The sequence below is a fragment of the Shewanella abyssi genome (genome assembly GCF_023284025.1).
Classification (GTDB): Bacteria; Pseudomonadota; Gammaproteobacteria; order Enterobacterales; family Shewanellaceae; genus Shewanella; species Shewanella abyssi.
In genome coordinates, this window is the sequence record NZ_JAKIKR010000016.1 from 33,018 (window position 1) to 53,095 (window position 20,078).

Genomic DNA, 20,078 nt, shown 5'->3' on the forward strand with positions numbered 1-20,078 from the left:
CTTTTATGTCCCATAGCAGATTGCTATTTGGACAAAATGTCCTAGTCTTTGGTGTGATTAGTTGATCTAGTTCAAACTATTTTCACACAGGCATATGGCACACATATTGCTTTACTAAAGGAGTATTTATTTAGTTGGACTGTCATTTAGGCAGCCATCTCAGGCAAGACGGAGACTGAATGCAACATACCGAAAGCCAATGGCCAATGTACGTTTCTCTTAAAAAGATTGAGAAACAAGTCGGAAGATGGACCTCAGTACAGTGGGAAGTAGACCAAATTCTCCCTGCCACCCACGCAGCACCAGAAGGTGCAACACTCGTCTTGCTAGAGCTGCATAAAGACGAACGCGGTAGCTACCGTATCAATATCGACATGGATAACGCCATGTTGTACATCGTTTGTGATGAAAACCTTGAAGGCGACTGGATCCCTGCCGCCTTATCTGCTGATCAAAATGTTGCCGCCGGCTGCTTAGAAGGTGATACCCCAGTACTTAATATCCCGATGCCACAAGCCATTGCCTGTTGGATTGAAGCGTTTATTACCCGTCATGGTGAAGTCGAAATCAGAGCGCATCGTCGCCAAAAGCACGTTAACCGCCGCAAAAATGAAGGTCCAAGTACTAATCATTTAGCAGGTGACTCATGAGTGGCTTGCTGTCGCGCTGGAACTTGCGTCGACAAAAAGTAGAGCAGGAAGCTGAAGCTGATCTAGAAGCACTCGAAGCCGCAGAGCAACAGGTAGTGGCTGAAACTACACCATCGGCAACCACTGCTTCAGCAGAGAGTTCCAGTGCTGAGGTTATTGAGCCTGATGAACCGAAACTGCTCACAGCCGAAGATCTTCCTGATCCCGAAAAGATTGAAGTTGGTGGTAGTTTTGCCAGTTTTATGGGAGCCAATGTCGATCCCGCCGCAAAATCAGCAGCGTTAAAAGCCCTTTGGAAACAGCCTCATTATAGTGAAATTGATGGGCTGCTTGATTACGCACTGGACTACAGTAATCAACCCAAGTTGTCCGCAAAAGTCTCTGCTGAATTGGCCAAAAAAGTATTCCGTTATGTCGTTGAAGATAAAGATGATGAGGAGGAAAACGAAATCGAAGCAGTTTCAGAGCTTGAGTCAGATGAGATGACTGCCGCTGAAAATACTGTTGAAACTGAAGTTGTTAGCGATACAAAACAGGTATCGGACATTTTGGACGATAATGATGAAGAGTTGTCCCAAAATGAACCAGAGCACCCAGACGTTATAATAAACAAAGTTGTTTAACGTCAGTATAGAGTGTTTTTAATTCCACAATTTTGGTATGTGAATTGCTGTACCTAGTGCAAAGCTGGCGTTAACGATAAACGCACTAAATAAACAGCGAATACTAAGTATAGAAGCAGCCAAAGAACTGTTCAGGAACGCAATGTGAGCAATCGTGAAACACAAGTTGGACTCAAAGAGGTTCGACAGCAGGTCCTTGCTGGGACACAGGTTATTCAAAACCTAATCCCACCGACTGTTAGTTATACCACCGAGGGCAATGTGCTCGTTATCGGGCCAGAAGATTTGGCACGTTTAGCAGCCGACAAATTGTCCCACATGGGCAAGTGCGCCATTTTGGCTAACGAAGCCATCACTAGCCAAGACGAGGCACATCTAGAGCTCGTCATGACTGCAGCCGAAGGTGTTGAGAGTTATTACAATAAACTCATCGAGGTAAAAGGTTTCTTGGGCCAGTTCCAAGTTAAGGTTGAACATGAAGAGGGCAGTGCGGATTTAAGTGTCGTTGCTATTCGTAAACCGCATTTCGATCTGATCCTTGATTTAAGCATGAGTCCTTGTATTAACCTTGAAATGCTACCGCCTGGCTATTTTTATGTTGGCCAAGATCAGGTCAAACTGGCTGAAGCAGTTGAGCAATTACCCGATCTTATCGGTGAGTTCGACAAGCCGCGTTATGTCAAGGTCAATAGTGACATCTGTGCCCATAACCGTAACGGTAATGAAGGTTGTACCCGCTGCTTGAATTTCTGCCCCGCGGATGCGATTGCCAGTGTTGAGAAAAAAATCGAAATCGATCCATACCTTTGTCATGGTGCGGGTAGTTGTACCAATGCGTGCCCAACCGGCGCCATTAGCTACGACTTACCGACGCCGCAATCTATGCATACCTACCTCAATAAGCTGGTGACACGTTTTCGTTCACAGGCGCAAGTCGCACCAGTGGTGTTATTTCACGATATTGGTAAAGGTGCAGAGCTGGTCACTGAGCAACTCGCTGGCGATATTATTCCTGTTGAAATGGAAGAGATCACCGTCGCCAGTGTTGATCATTGGCTATCGTCTCTTGCATGGGGCGCTCGTCAAATCTTGATCCTCAATACCGATGCAACGGCACCTACGTTAACTCAAATGCTCAATGGCGAACTGGCATTAGCCAACGATATTCTTGATGAGATGGGGCAACCGCGTCGTATAAGCTTGATCAGCGAGCATCACTTAACGGAAGCGGGTGCAGATGAGTTATCTGAGCTACTAACTACCAGCGCCAGCTGGCCAGTGATTGTGCCAGCGGAATTTGCGGCGACCACTAAGCGTGAAACGCTATATGAGGCAATCGATCACCTCAATGAGCAAGCAGCATCTGTCGATACTTGTTTGTCTCAGAGCAACATCCCTTATGGCCGCGTTAGCGTTAACACCGAGAGCTGCACCCTGTGTATGTCTTGTGTGGCAACCTGCCCAACCGCTGCGTTAACCGACGGCGGCGACCAGCCAGCACTACACTTTGTTGAGCAAGATTGTGTGCAATGTGGTTTGTGTGAAGCGGCCTGCCCTGAGAGAGTCATCAGCTTAACGCCTCAGGTTAATTTAGATAAAGCTGCGCGTCAGGCGCGTCAAACCCTGCATGAGGAACCCCCGTTTGAATGTATTACTTGCGGCACACCGTTCGCAACGCAATCCATGGTCAAACGGATGTTAGAAGTGGTAGGAACCCACAGTGCCTTCAGTGCCAACACACAGCGTTTAAAGATGTGTGGCGACTGTCGAGTAAAAGACATGTTTGAAGACATTCTTCAAGATCCTGAACAGCAACTGCGATAAGAGTTTAGCCATGACCGAATTAGTAAGAGAAGTTTCAGAAAACGATCAGTTAAGAGCCGATATTTATCAGCTATTAGCTGCACTATTACGTCGCCAGCCTAGCAGCGAATTATTGCAGTTCTTAGCAGGCTTAGAGATTGATGCCAATGACGGTAGCGATATGACCAAGGCTTGGGTTGGACTCAAGTTAGCGGCCGAGCAATTTACTTCTGAGCAGCTTGAGGATGAGTATTTTAATATCTTCCTCGGTGTAGGTAGTGGTGAAATATTACCTTATGGCAGCTGGTTTATGACAGGTTCACTGATGGATAAGCCATTAGCCTTGTTACGTACTGACCTAATGCAGCTTGGTTTTGAGCGCGAAGAGGAAGTGAAAGAGCCTGAAGATCACGTAGCCGCTTTGTGTGAGGTGATGGGCACTTTGATCCTTGAGGCTCCTGGTTACCGTCAGCTTGCTTTCTATCAGCGCCATATGGGCAGCTGGATAGCACGTTTTTGCGAGACGCTAGCCAAAACACCAAGTGCGGCGTTTTATGCCACGGTAGCGGAATTAGCGAAAGCATTTTTTGTTATTGAAGCAAACGAATTTGAACAGTTAAGTTTAAACATTCCGGTTAACTGCCCTGGCAGCGAAGAGGAAAAAATTGAACCAAGCACTAACGAACTGGCTTCGTAAGTCATCGTCAGTGTAAGTCATCGTCAGTGTAAGGCTGAATTTATGCCTGCTGAGAAATCCACTTAGCAGGTATATAAAAAACAGGGAGCATTCCCTACATTAATCGAGTGAGACGTTTAGCTTTATTTAAACCTATCATCTCAATATCTGTAAAACCAAAGGAGACACTATGAAGAAGCAAGCTTCCGACATGGGTCGTCGTCAACTGCTTAAAGCATTGGCGATCGGCAGCGCTGCAGGCGTTGTGGCAACCGCCAGCGGTCAAGCGATAGCGGCGACGCCAGAAGTTGCACCTGCTGCGAAAGGCGATGGCTATCAAGAGTCCGATCATGTTCGTAGTTATTACGCGTCGTTACGCACTAAATAAGCGTTTCGTAGTCAATAATTAAAGGAGAGTGTGTGATGCGATTAACCCGCAAAACAGACCAAGCAGCCAGCGGTTCTAAGGCTGTCTTAGGTTTAAACCGCCGTCAATTCCTCAAGTCCGCGAGTCTCGCGACGGGTGGTATTGCCGCGGCATCAATGCTTGGCGCAGGAATGATGCGTAAAGCAGAAGCTAAAGATGTACCCCATAGCGCCCCAACTGAAATTAAACGTACTATTTGTTCTCACTGTTCAGTGGGTTGTGGTGTGTACGCTGAAGTGCAAAATGGAGTTTGGACCGGGCAAGAGCCTGCATTCGACCATCCGTTTAATGCTGGTGGCCACTGTGCAAAAGGTGCTGCTCTGCGTGAACACGGTCACGGTGGAAAGCGTCTTAAATATCCAATGAAGCTTGAAGGCGGAAAGTGGAAGCGTCTTTCATGGGATCAAGCCATCGAAGAAGTGGGTCAAAAAGCCCTTGATATCCGTAAGGAATCTGGTCCAGATTCAATATTCTTCATGGGTAGTGCAAAGTTCTCCAATGAACAAGCTTATATGTATCGCAAATTTGCAGCAATGTGGGGCACTAACAATGTCGACCACTCAGCGCGTATTTGTCACTCTACCACTGTAGCCGGTGTTGCAAACACTTGGGGCTATGGTGCGCAAACTAACTCTTTCAACGATATTCGCAACGCTAAGGCGATGATGTTTATCGGCTCTAACCCTTGTGAAGCTCACCCTGTTGCGATGCAGCATATTTTGGAAGGCAAAGAGCGCGGCGCGAAAATCATCGTTGTCGACCCTCGATTCACCCGAACGGCAGCTAAGTCTGATGAGTTCGTGCATATTCGTCCTGGTACGGATATTCCTTTCATTTATGGTCTGCTGTGGCATATTTTTGAAAATGGCTGGCAAGATGAGAGCTTTATCTCTCAACGTGTTTACGGAATGGAACGTATCCGTGAAGAGGTGAAAAAATATAACCCAGCTGAAGTCGAACACGTTGTTGGTGTGCCTAAAGAGCAGATGTACCGAGTGGCTAAGCTGTTAGCTGAAACTAAACCAGGTACTATTGTTTGGTGTATGGGGGGGACTCAGCATCACGTGGGTAACGCCAATACGCGTTCATACTGCATCCTACAGTTAGCCCTTGGTAATATGGGTGTTCCGGGTGGTGGTACTAACATTTTCCGTGGCCACGATAACGTACAGGGTGCAACTGACTTTGGTCTATTGTTCGATACTCTGCCGGGTTATTACGGCTTAAAGACGGGTTCTTGGAAGCACTGGTGTAACGTTTGGGATCTGGATTATGAGTGGGTTAAGAACCGCTTCGATCAAGAGCAGCGTTTAGGCCAAGATCCAATGACCTCAACGGGTATCCCATGCTCACGCTGGCATGATGGTGTACTTGAAGATAAGTCAAAGATTGCCCAAAAAGATAACATTCGCATGGCATTCTTCTGGGGCCAATCGGTCAACACTGAAACCCGTGGCCGTGAAGTGCGTGAAGCGCTGAACAAAATGGATACCGTGGTTGTTGTGGATCCATATCCTACAATGGCGGGTGTCATGCATGAGCGTACCGATGGCGTTTATTTGTTACCTGCAGCCACTCAGTTTGAGACTTACGGTTCTGTATCAGCGTCTAACCGCTCATTGCAGTGGCGCACACAAGTTATTGAACCACTGTTCGAGTCTAAGCCTGACCATGTGATCATGTACAAGCTAGCGAAGAAGTGGGGCATTGAAGGTGAGTTCTGTAAGCATATTAAAGTGAATGGTGATGAGCCGTTGATTGAAGATATGACCCGTGAATTCAACCGCGGCATGTGGACCATTGGTTACACAGGTCAAAGCCCAGAGCGCTTGAAGATGCACCAAGAAAACTGGGGCACATTCGATATTAAATCGCTTGAAGCACCAGGTGGCCCAGCAAAAGGCGAAACCTACGGGTTACCTTGGCCTTGTTGGGGCACACCAGAAATGAAACATCCTGGCTCGCAAATTTTGTACCGCACTGGCCGTGAAGTTAAGAACGGTGGTGGTAACTTCCGTGCCCGTTTTGGGGTAGAACATAATGGCGTAAATATCTTGGCTGAAGGTTCTTACTCGAAAGGTAGTGAGATCCAAGATGGTTATCCAGAGTTTACCGACAAGATGCTTAAGCAGCTTGGCTGGTGGGATGATCTAACGGCGGAAGAGAAAGCCGCTGCTGAAGGCAAAAACTGGAAAACCGATATTTCCGGCGGTATTCAGCGTGTCGCTATCAAGCACGGTTGTATGCCATACGGTAACGCTAAAGCGCGTTGCGTAGTGTGGAACTTCCCTGATGATATTCCACTACACCGTGAGCCACTTTATACGCCACGTCGTGATTTGGTTGCTAAATACCCAACTTATGAAGATCGTATGGTTGCTCGTCTCCCTACCCTGTACAAATCAATTCAGGATAAGGATTTTGCCAAAGACTTCCCATTAGCCGTAACAACGGGTCGTTTGGTGGAGTACGAAGGTGGTGGTGAAGAGACACGTTCAAACCCATGGCTTGCCGAACTTCAGCAAGAGATGTTTATCGAGATCAACCCTGCTGATGCAGCTGATCGCGGTTTACGAGATGGTGATGATGTGTTCGTTCACAGTCCTGAAGGGGCAAAAATCACAGTTAAGGCGATGGTAACTCCACGAGTTATCGCTGGCGAATGTTTCATGCCATACCACTTTGCGGGTGTATTCGAAGGTAAGAGCCTTGCGAAGAACTACCCCGAAGGAACAGTCCCTTACGTTGTTGGTGAATCTGCCAATACTGTAATGACCTATGGGTATGACGTGGTAACTCAGATGCAAGAGACTAAGTCTAGCTTGTGTCAGATCAGCAAAGCCTAATTAACTTGATGAGGAGATAAGCCATTATGGCAGTCATGAAATTCTTATGTGACACCAAACGCTGCATCGAGTGTAACGGTTGCGTCACAGCATGTAAAAACGAAAACGATGCCGCGCTAGAGTGGGGCATTCAACGTCGTCGCGTAGTCACTATCAATGATGGTGAGCCGGGTGAAGCGTCAATCTCAGTGGCCTGTATGCACTGTACTGACGCACCTTGTATGGCAGTCTGCCCAGCAGATTGTTTCTACCGCACTGAAGACGGCATTGTATTACACAATAAAGATACCTGTATCGGTTGTGGTTACTGCTTCTATGCTTGTCCTTTCGGAGCGCCTCAGTTCCCGCAAAAGACAGCATTTGGTAGTCGCGGCAAAATGGATAAGTGTACTTTCTGTGCCGGTGGCCCAGAAGAGACTCATTCAGATGCTGAGCGCCAGAAGTATGGTGCTAACCGTATCGCCGAAGGCAAGCTACCTATGTGTGCAGAGCTTTGTGCGACTAAGGCGCTGCTAGCAGGTGATGCTGGAGTGGTATCTAATATCTACCGTGATCGTATTGCCGCTAGAGGAAATCCTGGCGCAATATGGGGCTATACCCCGACGACTGGCTAGGGCTGAATAGGGTTATGCACCTTGGTGCATAACCCAATTAAGGAGTGAATATGTATATGAAATCACTGCGCAGCTTGTTCGCAATGCTGGTTATCCCTTTGGTTTTGTCCATGGGATTGGGATTTAGCACATCAGCAATAGCAGCGGATGATCAATCGAGTAAGCAGCAAGCGGGTAAAACCAGTGACGCTGATCTTTGGCGCGCGGTTAAAGCAGGCGACTCAGGTTTTACAACAGCTCAAGGTATTGAGCCTGGTGTATTGATTAACGTTGCCGGTAACCAAGGTAAAGATATAAGAAACCAGTATTTAACTCCTGTGATGGGGATTGCTGTTGTTGGTGTTTTTGCCGCTTTCCTATTTTTCTACCTAGTGAATGGTCCCTCTAAATTGAGTAAGGGCTTTTCTGGAAAAATGCTACTTCGCTGGACAAAGGCTGATTTATGGATCCACTGGGTATTGGCATCATCTTGCATGGTACTGATATTTACTGGTTTGAATGTCATGCTCGGTAAACACGTATTGCAACCCTATGTTGGTGAGGGGATTTGGGCCGCATTGATCTACGGTAGTAAAACAATTCACGACTGGGCTGGACCGATATTTATTGTGTCTTGGGTTCTGTGTATTGTTAAGTGGATGCCGATGCAAACCTTCAAGATGTATGACTTAAAATGGTTCCTTGTGGTCGGTGGTTACATCAACTTTGGCCCATTTAAAGGTAAGCATCCAGACAGTGGTTTCGCTAACGCTGGTGAAAAAATGTGGTTCTGGACCTTAACTATATTCGGTCTGTTTATTGCCGCTTCAGGTTTAATGCTGGTATTGCCAGGTTTGGACTTACCACGGGAAGCTTCTATGGCTGCGCTGTTAATTCATGCTATTAGTGCCATTATCATCATCGCGTTTACTATCGTGCATATTTGGATGGCGACAGTATTAAGTGAAGGTGGTATGGAGTGCATGGTGTCTGGTTATTGTGATGAAAATTGGGCTTCTCAGCACCACAACGTTTGGTATGATGAAATAAAAGAAAACGATACTATCGTCTATAAAGACTAGTCGTTTTATTTTCTACAAACGCCTCGATATTTATCGGGGCGTTTTTGTATCTAGCAGCTTTTAGCGTCACTGACTTGTAAGTTATTTTTGGAAAGTTTTTTAACATCCTTATTCCCGACATTTTAACGTGGTTATTTATCGGTCGAAACAATGATTTTAGCCACTCAAATTAAGAATCATTATCATCTGCATTTTTGTAATAACATGCTGTAGTTGTTACATTTTATTTAACATTACCGAGCTGGTAATAGTGAGTTTTTTAACTGTAGATATCATCGCTATTTTGACAAACATGTTCTGCTTAACACTTCTAATAAAATCTGCACTTAGGCGCGGTTTTTACCCCGTTTAGATCAATCTTTATGAACACAATTTTCTTTATATTGTTGAGGCAATTTGTTGGGTGTTTTCTATCGATGAATGTAGTCCACATTTTTCACACCGCTCTTTACATACCGTTAACACGGTTGGCGTGGCAAAGATAAAAACCCCTTGTTTTATATAACCAGAGTATTCCGTTCTACCAGGAGTAAACATGAAGAAGCAACAGCCTGATCTGAACCGCAGATCTTTGCTGAAAGCGCTCACCATTGGTGGCACCGCAGGTGTCGCAATCGCCGCAACAGGCGTAAGTGTAGCTCAAGCAAGTGAAAATAATGTCAGCACTAAGAGTGCTAATGGCTATCAAGAGACTGCGCACGTTCGTAGTTATTACAATAGCTTACGCGGCTAGTTTAGGAGAATTTAAGCGATGCAATTAACTCGCAAATCCAACACGGCAACTACTGTAGAGAAAAAAACTCTAGGTATTAGCCGTCGTCAATTTATGAAGCAAGCAGGTATCACTTCTGGTGGTATTGCAGCAGTTTCTTTGTTGGGTACAGGCATGATGCGTAGAGCAGAAGCCAAAGATGTGCCACATAATGCACCCACTGAGATCAAGCGTACTGTATGTAGTGCTTGTGCTGTCGGTTGTGGTTTATACGCAGAAGTACAAAACGGCGTATGGACAGGTCAAGAGCCTGCTTTCGATCACCCATTCAATGCGGGTGGACATTGCGCTAAAGGTGCTGCACTACGTGAACATGGTCACGGTGAGAAGCGTCTTAAGTACCCAATGAAATTGGTTGATGGCAAGTGGAAGAAACTATCTTGGGAGCAAGCTTTAAACGAAGTTGGCGACCAGATGCTAGATATCCGTAAGGAATCTGGTCCTGATTCACTTTACTTTATGGGTAGTGCTAAGTTCTCGAACGAAGGCTGCTACATGTATCGTAAATTTGCGGCAATGTGGGGCACGAACAACGTCGACCACTCTGCACGTATTTGTCACTCTACCACAGTAGCCGGTGTTGCTAACACTTGGGGCTACGGTGCGCAAACTAACTCTTTCAATGATATTCAGAATGCAAATGCAATCTTCTTCATAGGGGCTAACCCTGCTGAAGCGCATCCAGTTGCAATGCAACATATCATGATTGCAAAAGAGAGAAACAACGCTAAATTAATCGTTGTTGATCCTCGCTTCACTCGTACTGCAGCGCACGCTGACCTACATTGTGGTCTACGTCCTGGTACTGATATTCCATTCATCTACGGTATGCTTTGGCATATTTTTGAAAATGGTTGGGAAGATAAGACGTTCATCCAAGAGCGTGTTTTCGAGATGGAATCAATTCGCGTAGAAGCGAAGAAGTTCCCACCAAAAGAAGTCGCACACATCACTGGATGTAGCGAAGAAGAAGTTTATCAAGCAGCTAAGTTAATGGCCGATAACCGTCCAGGTACTGTTGTTTGGTGTATGGGTGGTACTCAGCATCACGTCGGTAATGCTAACACTCGTGCTTACTGTATCCTTCAGCTTGCTCTAGGTAACATGGGCGTTAAAGGTGGCGGAACAAACATCTTCCGTGGCCACGATAACGTACAGGGCGCGACTGACTTAGGTCTACTGTTCGATACGCTACCTGGTTACTATGGTCTGAAGACGGGTTCTTGGAAACATTGGAGCCACGTTTGGGATCTTGATTTTGATTGGGTTAAGAATCGCTTTGATCAAACCTCATATCTTGGTCGCATCCCAATGAATACCCCTGGTATTCCTTGTTCTCGCTGGCATGACGGTGTATTAGAAACACCTGAAAAATTAGCGCAGAAAGATCGCATTCGCATGGCATTCTTCTGGGGTCAATCAGTTAACACTGAAACACGTCAGCGTGATGTTCGTGATGCACTTGATAAGATGGACACCGTTGTTGTTGTGGATCCATTCCCAACGATGGCAGGTGTTATGCACCGTCGTCAGAATGGCGTTTACTTGCTACCAGCATGTACGCAGTTCGAAACTGAAGGTTCTGTGTCTAACTCTGGCCGTAGTCAGCAGTGGCGTGAGAAGGTTATAGAGCCGTTATTCGAATCTAAGACCGATCTTGAAATCATGTACCGTTTATCTCAAAAGCTTGGTTTTGCTGATGAGTTCACTAAGCGTATCGGTAAAGATGCAAATGATGTTCTTGTTATTGAAGACATTACTCGCGAAATTAACCGCGGTATGTGGACAATTGGTATGTCAGGTCAAAGCCCAGAGCGTTTGAAGCTACATACTCAAAACTGGGGCACGTTCAGTAACAAGACTCTTGAAGCTGTTGGCGGACCTGCTAAAGGCGATACTTACGGTCTACCTTGGCCATGTTGGGGTACTCCAGAGCAGAAGCATCCTGGTACACAAATTCTTTATAACACACACAAGCATGTGCTTGAGGGTGGCGGTAACTTCCGTGCTCGTTTTGGTGTTGAGTATAAAGGTGAAAACCTATTGGCTGAAGGCAGCTACTCAGTTGGCTCTGAAATCCAAGACGGTTACCCAGAATTCACTGCAGCCATGCTTAAGCAATTAGGCTGGTGGGATGAACTAACAGCGACCGAGAAAGCAGAAGCTGAAGGTCGTAACTGGAAGACAGATTTATCTGGTGGTATCCAACGTGTGGCGATGAAGCACGGTTGTATCCCATACGGTAACGCTAAAGCCCGTTGTATTGTTTGGACTTTCCCTGATGCAGTCCCTGTTCACCGTGAGCCGCTTTATACGCCACGTCGTGATCTTGTGTCTAAGTACCCTACATATGATGACATGCAAGTTCATCGTCTACCTACGCTGTACAAGTCAATTCAAGAGAAAGACACTGCGGCTAAGTATCCGCTAGGTCTGACTTCTGGTCGTCTAGTAGAGTATGAAGGTGGTGGTGAAGAGTCTCGTTCTAACCCTTGGTTGGCTGAACTTCAACAAGAGATGTTTGTTGAAATTAACCCTGCTGATGCGGCTGATCGCGCTATCCGCGACGGAGACACAGTATGGCTAGAAGGTGCTGAAGGTGGTCGTATTAAGATCAAGGCCATGGTCACTCCACGCGTTAAGCCTGGTGTCACTTGGATGCCTTACCACTTTGCGGGTGAGATGCATGGCGAAAGTCTTGCAGCTAACTACCCTGAAGGCACTGTTCCTTACGTTATCGGTGAATCAGCTAACACTGCATTGACTTATGGCTATGACCCTGTGACTCAGATGCAAGAAACCAAGGCATCGCTTTGTCAGATTGTTAAAGCGTAATAGCAGAATTAGCTAGGAGAATTGCCAAAATGGCTACAATGAAATTTTTATGTGATACCAAGCGCTGCATCGAGTGTAACGGTTGTGTCACAGCATGTAAGAACGAAAACGACTCTGCTCTTGAGTGGGGAATCCAACGTCGTCGCGTAGTGACTATCAATGATGGTGAGAAGGGCGAAGCCTCAATCTCTATCGCTTGTATGCACTGTAGTGATGCTCCTTGTATGGCGGTTTGCCCAGCAAACTGTTTCTACAAGACTGAAGATGGCATCGTACTGCACGACAAAGATACTTGTATCGGTTGTGGTTACTGCTTATACGCTTGCCCATTTGGTGCACCTCAGTTCCCTCAAGGCGGCGCTTTTGGTGCTCGCGGTAAGATGGACAAGTGTACTTTCTGTGCTGGCGGTCCTGAAGAGAACCATTCAGATGCAGAGCGTCAGAAGTACGGTGCAAACCGTGTTGCTGAAGGCAAGCTACCTATGTGTGCTGAGCTGTGTGCAACTAAATCGCTACTAGCGGGTGATGCTGAGATTGTTTCTGCCATCTTCCGTGAGCGTGTTGCATACCGTGGTTCTAAAAACGCAATTTGGGGCTAGTCAACTTAGGTTGATTACTGCCAAACCTACTGCTTGTCGGCTCATTTAGTTGGGCCGACAGGGAGTAACAGAGGACGTATTATGAACAAATGGTTTAAACACATAGGTATTGCTATTGCGCTGTTATTCAGTGTGACCGCTTTTGCTCATGACGGTGCAGAACACGAGCACGACGCGCAAGCTAACAATGGCCAAATTTGGTCACAGCTTAAAGCGGGTGCAGAGGGTTATACAACGTCAACAAGTGAGTTCCATGCTCAGCCAATCAATACGTATGACCTACGTGTACTTGAGCTGCGTAGTGACCTATTAGCACCTGCGTTAATGGCTGCTCTATTCGGCATGATCATTATCTTTATAGTGTTTATTAAAGTGAATGGTATCTCGAAGCTGCATGGTGGTTTCTCAGGTAAGTTAGTCTATCGCTGGTCTAAGTTTGACGTGTCTATTCATTGGTTAGGTGCTATTCCATGCCTACTACTGATTTTGACGGGTCTTACACTATTAGCAGGACGATTCTTCTTCCAGCCATATATCGGTGAAGGCTTATGGTCAAACCTTGTCTATGCTGCAAAGCAAGTGCACGACTTCATGGCGATCCCGTTCATGCTTGGTTGGGCATTAATGACAGCGCTTTGGGCTAAAAATCAGCTACCAAAGATGTATGATGTAAAATGGATGATGGTCGTTGGTGGTTACATCAACTTCGGTCCATTTAAAGGCAAGCATCCAGATGCTGGCTTTGCTAACGCCGGTGAGAAGTTGTGGTTCTGGGCCTTTGCTGTATTTGGTCTAGTGATCTCAGCATCAGGCATGTTGCTACTATTCCCGAACTTGTTCGAGCCTAGCCGCACATTGAGCTTGATTGCACTAGTACTTCACTCGGTCAGCGCTATCATTATTACTGCTTTCTCAATCGTACATATTTTTATGGCTACGGTTATGTCTGAAGGTGGTATGGAATGTATGGTGTCTGGTTACTGTGATGAGACTTGGGCAACCCAACACCACAACCTTTGGTTCGATGAAATCAAAGAAAATGGTACTCTTAAATACAAAGAGTAAACTCTTTAGTATCTAAGGCTTGAACTGCAAACACCCCAGTGGATTTATTCACTGGGGTGTTTTTGTTTGACATAGATAAAGGGTAAGTTGGTTAATTAATGCGCTCTTGCTAAAGTATGACTTACTTAACAAAACGCTCTACATTTCCTTGTTAGGAAACGTTAAGTTATAACCAAATCACGTTTTACGCTGATTTAAAGTGTTAATTTCATTCTCCAACAGTTCACTTCAGTCAACCCATTTCATTTTCTGAACTGCCACCTTTGATAGGAACTTCTATGTCTTCAATTATTTTGCCCGATAGTGCCCAACCTTATAATGCCAATATCACCACGCCTGACTGGATGATTAGTAGCATGGAAAAGGTGATGCAGTTCTATGTCGATCGCAATCTAAGGCTCGATACGGTTTCTGCCGAGATGATGCCGAATCCGATTGAAGGTAAGAAATACATGCTTTATGCCCATGTGCCTTTCTGTCATACCTTGTGCTCTTACTGTACTTTTCATCGTTTCTTGTTCAATGAAGATAAGGCGCGCAGCTACTTCATTTCTTTGCGTAAAGAGATGGATATGGTGAAAAACCTCGGCTATGACTTTGAGTCGATGTATATCGGTGGTGGTACGACTACCGTTTTAGAAGATGAGCTTGCCCGAACCATCGAGCATGCGAAAAAACTGTTCCCAAGTATTAAAGAAGTGTCATGCGAGTCTGATCCACAACACTTAGACCGTCCAGGTTTCAAGCAGCTAAAAGGCTTGGTCGATAGAATGTCGATTGGAGTACAGAGTTTTAATGACGACATTCTGACGATGACCGACCGTATTGAAAAGTTTGGCACGGGTCAGCAGACATTCGACAAAATCATGGCGGCAAAAGAACTATTTCCAATCATCAACGTTGATCTTATTTTTGGTTTTCGTGGTCAAACGGATGAAGTGATTCAACATGACTTAGATATGGCGGCGAAGTTAGATCCACGTCAAATCACCACTTACCCGCTGATGATCACCCATCAAACTCGTAAGAGTGTTAAAGGTAAGTTGGCCGCACCTCAAGGTGATATGGTGCGCCAATATCGGCAGATTTTGAACAGTCTGAACGGCCAATACAATCAGCTGTCTGCTTGGGCATTTGGCAAAACAAATGATGAAGGTTTTGATGAATACGTTATCGACTACGACGAGTATTTAGGCGTAGGATCTGGCTCATTCAGTTTCTTAGATGACACGCTTTACGTGAACACCTTCTCGTTGAAGAAGTATCAACAGCGAATCGGAAGTGGCCATATGGGGGTCGAGCAGCAAAAGAACTACGGTCGTAAAGAGGTGATGCAGTATCGCTTCCTGCTGGGTATGTTCTCTGGGCGTTTATCACGTAAGTACTTCCGTGAGACATTTGGCGTCAACTTAGATACTGCCTTATTTAAAGAGATGACCTCAATGAAAGCCATTGGTGCCATCAAAAATGACCCAACCGACCGCGACAATCTGATTGTTACTGATAACGGTAAAATGATGGGGTTGTTGATGATGAAAGAGTTTTACTCTGGGATGGATAATGTCCGAGCTCAGTTACGTAAACCCTTAAAAGAAAGTGATATGTAATTTTAGCAAAGCTGCGAAAATGTAAATCAAACTCTTAAAGGTCTGATTTAACTCTGCTACGAAGCTGAATTAAGCCATAGTAAGTGTTAGTTCAAAATAACAATTAACGGCAACCTAGTTTGCCGTTTTTTGTAATCACTGCGGAATTAAATGAGTCTGGGATTCAGCTCACCGCTTGGCGAGAGACCATCTGTTCTAAGCGAACAATATCCTCTCTAATCTGTACGATATACGTATCGGTATACTGCATCTTTTCAAACTCATAAAGACAGGCTTTATAACGTTCGAGGCGAGTCTCGAGCGACTCTTGGAACTCCGTGAGTTCATCCATACTAATAATTGAGTCCATTCAACTATCCTATTTCGTTGGGATGTGGCCATGATATACGCAGTCAAACAGTGACTGTGCAACTGTTTTAAGTATAGCCAAAATGTCGACAAAGCAATTAAAGAATTACCGGTCATTATTGTTAGTTTTTTCAGAGGCCTAATGCCGATGACTTATATTATTTTGTTTTAAAGTGTTGCTATCTCTCACAGAGCCTTAAGATATTGCTTACAGCAAGTTACCGTTAAGCAGCCTATACCCCCAGAGTAAAGCGAAAAACCGATCGATTTAGCCATAATCGCTAATGATTGACGCATTAGGGCTTGGCGCACTAATACAAATCTCCTACTATCAACGCATCGCACTCTATTTACCGGGTTGTTATGGCCAGTATTTTACTCGTCGCTAATTTAAACTGTGATCGTATTTTTAATCTTAATAAGCCGCTGAAAACAGGTGGTCGATTTCACTATCAAGACGGCGGCCAACGGCTTGGTGGCGGTGGAGCTAATACTGGCATCGGCTTAGTTTTGGCTGGGCATCAAGTCACATTAGTGACAGAAGTTGGCCGTGATGATGTTGGCGACTGGCTGTTAGCGGAAGCCAGTACCCAAGGTATCAATTGCAGCTTAGTGCAACGTCGGTCAGGGCCTACCAACGAAATGTTGTTGATGATGACCCCTGATGGCGAGCGCACCATTATACGTCCTGAGCGGCCAACGTTTGAGCTACCCATTCCGCCTAAATGGGACACGATTGACGCTTTTTATATTAATTCGTCATCGGAGGGGGCCGCTAGCTGGGCAAAGACTGCGATTGAGCAGTGTTGGGTTGTAGCCCAACTGGCTAAGGATGAGCGAGCTCGACCTTGTCATATTTTATTGGCGTCGTTAAGTGATATGCATGGACGTTGTGATCAGCAGCCATGGCAATTTGCTCGATCAATTGCTGGCGACAGTTTGCAATACTTTATTGTGACTGATGGTGAGAATGGTGCCACGCTATACAGTGAGTCAGAGCAAGTTAATGTCGCGGCTGTCCCTTGTATTGTAGTTGATACGACCGGTGCTGGTGATGCCTATGCTGCTGGGCTTATTAATGGTCTAGTCAACAAATTAACCATGATACAGTCGATGCAAGAGGCTGCGATTTGGTCAAGCTACGCAGTTGCCTGTGAGAGTTCAATACCAGGAAAAGGCTTGAGGGAGTATTTAATTGAAGAACAGCAATCTAAATCGTCATCTTAATGGCATTAATATCAAGTCGTTTTACCCACAGATTGGCATTTTCCTTGGTTAATTGAACTATTTTCAAACCTCTTTTTGCCCTGTTCTCCTACAGGGCTGTTTTTTTTAAGTAAAACTACATTCCGTCAGTACTAATAATCAATGCGAGCAGATCGCTTTTCGGTTAATATTCACATTGGATTAACAAGTGCTGCTTGTTCGAGCAGTTTCGATTAAATGCTGTGAAGTGGGCGTAGTATATGGGTCATAAAGTGTGGAACGATAAAAAGCGGTTTATTTGGATCCTAGCGGTTTTGCTACTAGCGGCTTTTGTTGTCACCAGTGGGATTAGTTACCAAGTTGCACATGATTCATTAAGTGAGCAGATAGAGGAAAATACCTTACCGTTAACCAGCGATAATATTTATTCAGAAATACAACATGATCTGCTCAAGCCTATCTTTATTTCATCCTTGATGGCGCAAGATACCTTTGTGCGAGATTGGACTCTGGATCAGGAAAAAAACCCCGATAAGCTAGTACGTTACCTTAAAGAGATCCAAGATAAGTATGGCACAGTCACCAGTTTTTTTGTGTCAGAAGCGACCCGGAACTACTACCACTCCAGCGGTGTACTAAAAAAGATTGACGATATAGATGCAAATGATGCTTGGTATTTCAGAGTGCGCTCGCTACCCAAGTCAGAAATTTATGAGGTGAACATAGATCAAGACACTGCAAACCGTAATCGCACCGTCATTTACGTTAATTATAAGGTGTTTGATTTTGACGGTAACTTCATCGGTGTTACTGGCGTAGGCTTAGCGGTAGAAAGCGTTAAGAAGATGATAGAGCTTTATCAAACGCGATATAACCGCAGTGTCTATTTTACTGATAGGCAAGGAAACGTCACCTTGCATAGCGAAGGTTTCTTGGGCGCTGATACTCTACAGGCCACTCCTGGGCTTGAGATGCTTGCCACGCGTATTTTAACGAGCCCTAGTACGTCTTTTTCCTATAAGAGAGACGGGAAAACCATTTATCTAAATAGCCGTTTAGTCTCAGACTTTAAGTGGTATTTAGTGGTTGAACAAGATGAAAGCTTAGGCAAACAGAAGTTGCTTACCACCTTCTGGGCTAACCTAGGACTGAGCATCTTTGTTACCTTGGCCATTTTACTTATCGCCAATATGACCTTGGGCAAATACCAACGAAAACTTGAGTTGATGGCATCGACCGATAAGCTTACCGGCGCAGCCAATCGCCAAGCATTTGAAGAGTACTTTGCCAAATCACTGGCTCGTTCAGTACTCGATGGTACGCCAATGTCGGTATTGATTTTCGATATCGACTATTTCAAACACGTTAATGATCAATATGGTCATAACATCGGTGATCTGGTGATTCAGACAGTAAGTAACATGGTTAAGTCTCAACTTCGTGATGAGGACTTACTGTGCCGCTGGGGCGGAGAAGAGTTTTTAATTCTACTGCCCAATATCGATCTTAGCCGTAGCCATGACATTGCAGAGCGGATTCGAGAATCAATAGAAGCGCGTGTTATTCGTGTTAATGGCAATGAAATACAGGTCACTGTGAGCGCCGGGGTTGCGGAGTATCGAGCCTCAGAAAAGCCTGAAGAGTTGATTAATCGTGTCGACATTGCGTTATACCAAGCAAAAGAGCAGGGACGTAATAGAGTGGCACTATCCTATTAATCCTCCCATCGATATTCAACAGATAATCGCTAGGCTATCGCTATCACAATGACCAGTGATAGGATAAAAACAGCATAATTAAGAGAAATTTTTGATGGCAGTGCAAATCCTCATTAAGCAAATTTCAGGTTTATATCGCGGTAATGATCTTACAACACTTGGCTCAGTGCAAAGTGGCATTAACCAAAAGCGAGGTTATAAGCAGCTGCTTGTTACCCAAGAAATGGTCGAAGGTGATAGTCAGGCAGATCCTAAGCATCATGGTGGTTTGGATCGGGTATTACACCATTTTCCTCGCGAGCATTATGGTCAGTATCGCCGCTGGGATATGATCTCTGGTTTTAAAGATGCTCCCACGATGGGCGAGAACATTAGTACTGTAGGGCTAGACGAAACCCAAGTGAATATTGGCGATATAATTCAAATAGGTGAGGTGCGGTTGCAGGTGACTCAGCCTAGGTCGCCCTGCTTTAAGCTTAACCTGCAGTTCGGCCACAATGAGTTTGCGTTAGCGATGCAACAGAGTGGTCGCTGTGGTTGGTTCTATCGTGTACTGAAGACCGGCACTATTACTGAAACTGACACCATTACGCTTGTTGAAAGGTGCTCAGATATGAGTATTGCAGAAGCGATGCATATCTATTTTTTACCCGATTTTGATGCCGTTCAGTATCAGCGCCTAGCTGATTGTCCGGGACTTGCAGCTTCCTGGGTGGGGAGTTTACAACGTCGCATCGCTAATAATGCCATTGAAGATTGGCAAATGCGTTTATATGGGGTACAACAAGTATAGTTAGTGCTGGAAACAGTCATTTAATAAACTGATAAATAAGATTAAAATTCAAGGAGTGAAGCATGACCCAAGATGAAAAAAACATGGGCATAGTAGTGCATTTGACCAGCTTTTCTGGCTACTTAATCCCTTTTGGGAGTATTTTAGGACCATTGATCGTATGGCTGATGCAGCGAGATGAGCTGCCATTTGTGGATAGCTGTGGGCGTAACTGCTTGAACTTTAAGATCAGCATGGCGATCTACGCCATGATCAGTGCGGTATTGATGTTGATTGGTGTAGGATTCATTCTGCTGGGTATTATTGCCATTGTCGATATTGTGCTGACGATTATAGCGGCGATGAAAGCCAGCGAAGGCGAGAGCTATAAATATCCATTATCGATTAATTTTATCAAGCCACGCACCTAAGCCAAATTGCCTATCGAGTGATCTC

The 20,078-nt window shown here is 45.2% G+C and carries 18 protein-coding genes; 17 read left to right on the top strand and 1 reads right to left on the bottom strand.

Annotated elements, in window-relative coordinates:
- The first annotated feature begins 179 nt into the window (after positions 1 to 179).
- From L2755_RS09155 to L2755_RS09215, 13 genes are all read left to right on the top strand, one after another.
- Positions 180 to 650, top strand: coding sequence for a DUF3305 domain-containing protein (locus tag L2755_RS09155; protein ID WP_248980384.1), 471 nt, complete (start codon positions 180 to 182; stop codon positions 648 to 650).
- Complete coding sequence (locus tag L2755_RS09160; RefSeq protein ID WP_248980385.1) at positions 647 to 1,273, top strand: DUF3306 domain-containing protein; 627 nt, start codon at positions 647 to 649, stop codon at positions 1,271 to 1,273. Before L2755_RS09155 ends, L2755_RS09160 begins: the two co-directional genes overlap by 4 nt.
- A gap of 144 nt (positions 1,274 to 1,417) precedes the next feature.
- Complete coding sequence (locus L2755_RS09165; RefSeq protein ID WP_248980386.1) at positions 1,418 to 3,097, top strand: 4Fe-4S binding protein; 1,680 nt, start codon at positions 1,418 to 1,420, stop codon at positions 3,095 to 3,097.
- 10 nt (positions 3,098 to 3,107) lie between these two features.
- A complete protein-coding gene (locus L2755_RS09170) occupies positions 3,108 to 3,773 on the top strand; it encodes a TorD/DmsD family molecular chaperone (protein WP_248980387.1) in 666 nt (221 codons plus the stop codon).
- A 169-nt stretch (positions 3,774 to 3,942) separates the two neighbouring features.
- Positions 3,943 to 4,140 (top strand): twin-arginine translocation signal domain-containing protein, encoded by a 198-nt coding sequence (locus tag L2755_RS09175; RefSeq protein WP_248980388.1) that lies wholly within the window; start codon positions 3,943 to 3,945, stop codon positions 4,138 to 4,140.
- A gap of 35 nt (positions 4,141 to 4,175) precedes the next feature.
- Complete coding sequence (locus tag L2755_RS09180; protein WP_248980389.1) at positions 4,176 to 7,025, top strand: formate dehydrogenase subunit alpha; 2,850 nt, start codon at positions 4,176 to 4,178, stop codon at positions 7,023 to 7,025.
- Positions 7,026 to 7,051: 26 nt separating this feature from the next.
- Entirely contained in the window at positions 7,052 to 7,639 is a 588-nt protein-coding gene (gene fdh3B / locus L2755_RS09185) for a formate dehydrogenase FDH3 subunit beta (protein WP_248980390.1), read from the top strand.
- A 50-nt stretch (positions 7,640 to 7,689) separates the two neighbouring features.
- Entirely contained in the window at positions 7,690 to 8,700 is a 1,011-nt protein-coding gene (locus L2755_RS09190) for a formate dehydrogenase subunit gamma (protein WP_248980391.1), read from the top strand.
- A 535-nt stretch (positions 8,701 to 9,235) separates the two neighbouring features.
- Positions 9,236 to 9,433: a twin-arginine translocation signal domain-containing protein gene (locus tag L2755_RS09195; protein WP_101090110.1), complete on the top strand. Its 198-nt coding sequence runs from the start codon at positions 9,236 to 9,238 to the stop codon at positions 9,431 to 9,433.
- A gap of 18 nt (positions 9,434 to 9,451) precedes the next feature.
- On the top strand, positions 9,452 to 12,307 hold the full coding sequence (locus L2755_RS09200) for a molybdopterin-dependent oxidoreductase (protein ID WP_248980392.1): 2,856 nt from the start codon (positions 9,452 to 9,454) through the stop codon (positions 12,305 to 12,307).
- Positions 12,308 to 12,336: 29 nt separating this feature from the next.
- The gene (gene fdh3B, locus L2755_RS09205; protein WP_020914967.1) at positions 12,337 to 12,906 is read left to right on the top strand and encodes a formate dehydrogenase FDH3 subunit beta; all 570 of its coding nucleotides are present in this window, start codon (positions 12,337 to 12,339) and stop codon (positions 12,904 to 12,906) included.
- Between the two features lie 81 nt (positions 12,907 to 12,987).
- Positions 12,988 to 13,971, top strand: coding sequence for a formate dehydrogenase subunit gamma (locus L2755_RS09210; protein ID WP_248980393.1), 984 nt, complete (start codon positions 12,988 to 12,990; stop codon positions 13,969 to 13,971).
- 278 nt (positions 13,972 to 14,249) lie between these two features.
- Complete coding sequence (locus L2755_RS09215; RefSeq protein WP_248980394.1) at positions 14,250 to 15,578, top strand: coproporphyrinogen III oxidase family protein; 1,329 nt, start codon at positions 14,250 to 14,252, stop codon at positions 15,576 to 15,578.
- A gap of 163 nt (positions 15,579 to 15,741) precedes the next feature.
- Here L2755_RS09215 and L2755_RS09220 read toward each other — a convergent pair whose 3' ends face one another.
- Entirely contained in the window at positions 15,742 to 15,927 is a 186-nt protein-coding gene (locus L2755_RS09220) for a hypothetical protein (protein WP_248980395.1), read from the bottom strand.
- Positions 15,928 to 16,289: 362 nt separating this feature from the next.
- On the opposite strand from L2755_RS09220, the gene L2755_RS09225 reads away from it, so the two are divergent.
- The 4 genes from L2755_RS09225 (at position 16,290) to L2755_RS09240 (ending at position 20,053) form a co-directional block, all read left to right on the top strand.
- Entirely contained in the window at positions 16,290 to 17,153 is an 864-nt protein-coding gene (locus tag L2755_RS09225; RefSeq protein WP_248980396.1) for a PfkB family carbohydrate kinase, read from the top strand.
- A gap of 239 nt (positions 17,154 to 17,392) precedes the next feature.
- Positions 17,393 to 18,850 carry a sensor domain-containing diguanylate cyclase gene (locus L2755_RS09230; RefSeq protein ID WP_248980397.1) on the top strand — a complete coding sequence of 486 codons (1,458 nt, stop codon included), beginning with the start codon at positions 17,393 to 17,395 and terminating at the stop codon, positions 18,848 to 18,850.
- 94 nt (positions 18,851 to 18,944) lie between these two features.
- Positions 18,945 to 19,643 (top strand): MOSC domain-containing protein, encoded by a 699-nt coding sequence (locus tag L2755_RS09235; protein WP_248980398.1) that lies wholly within the window; start codon positions 18,945 to 18,947, stop codon positions 19,641 to 19,643.
- Between the two features lie 62 nt (positions 19,644 to 19,705).
- Complete coding sequence (locus L2755_RS09240; RefSeq protein ID WP_248980399.1) at positions 19,706 to 20,053, top strand: DUF4870 domain-containing protein; 348 nt, start codon at positions 19,706 to 19,708, stop codon at positions 20,051 to 20,053.
- Positions 20,054 to 20,078 lie beyond the last annotated feature (25 nt).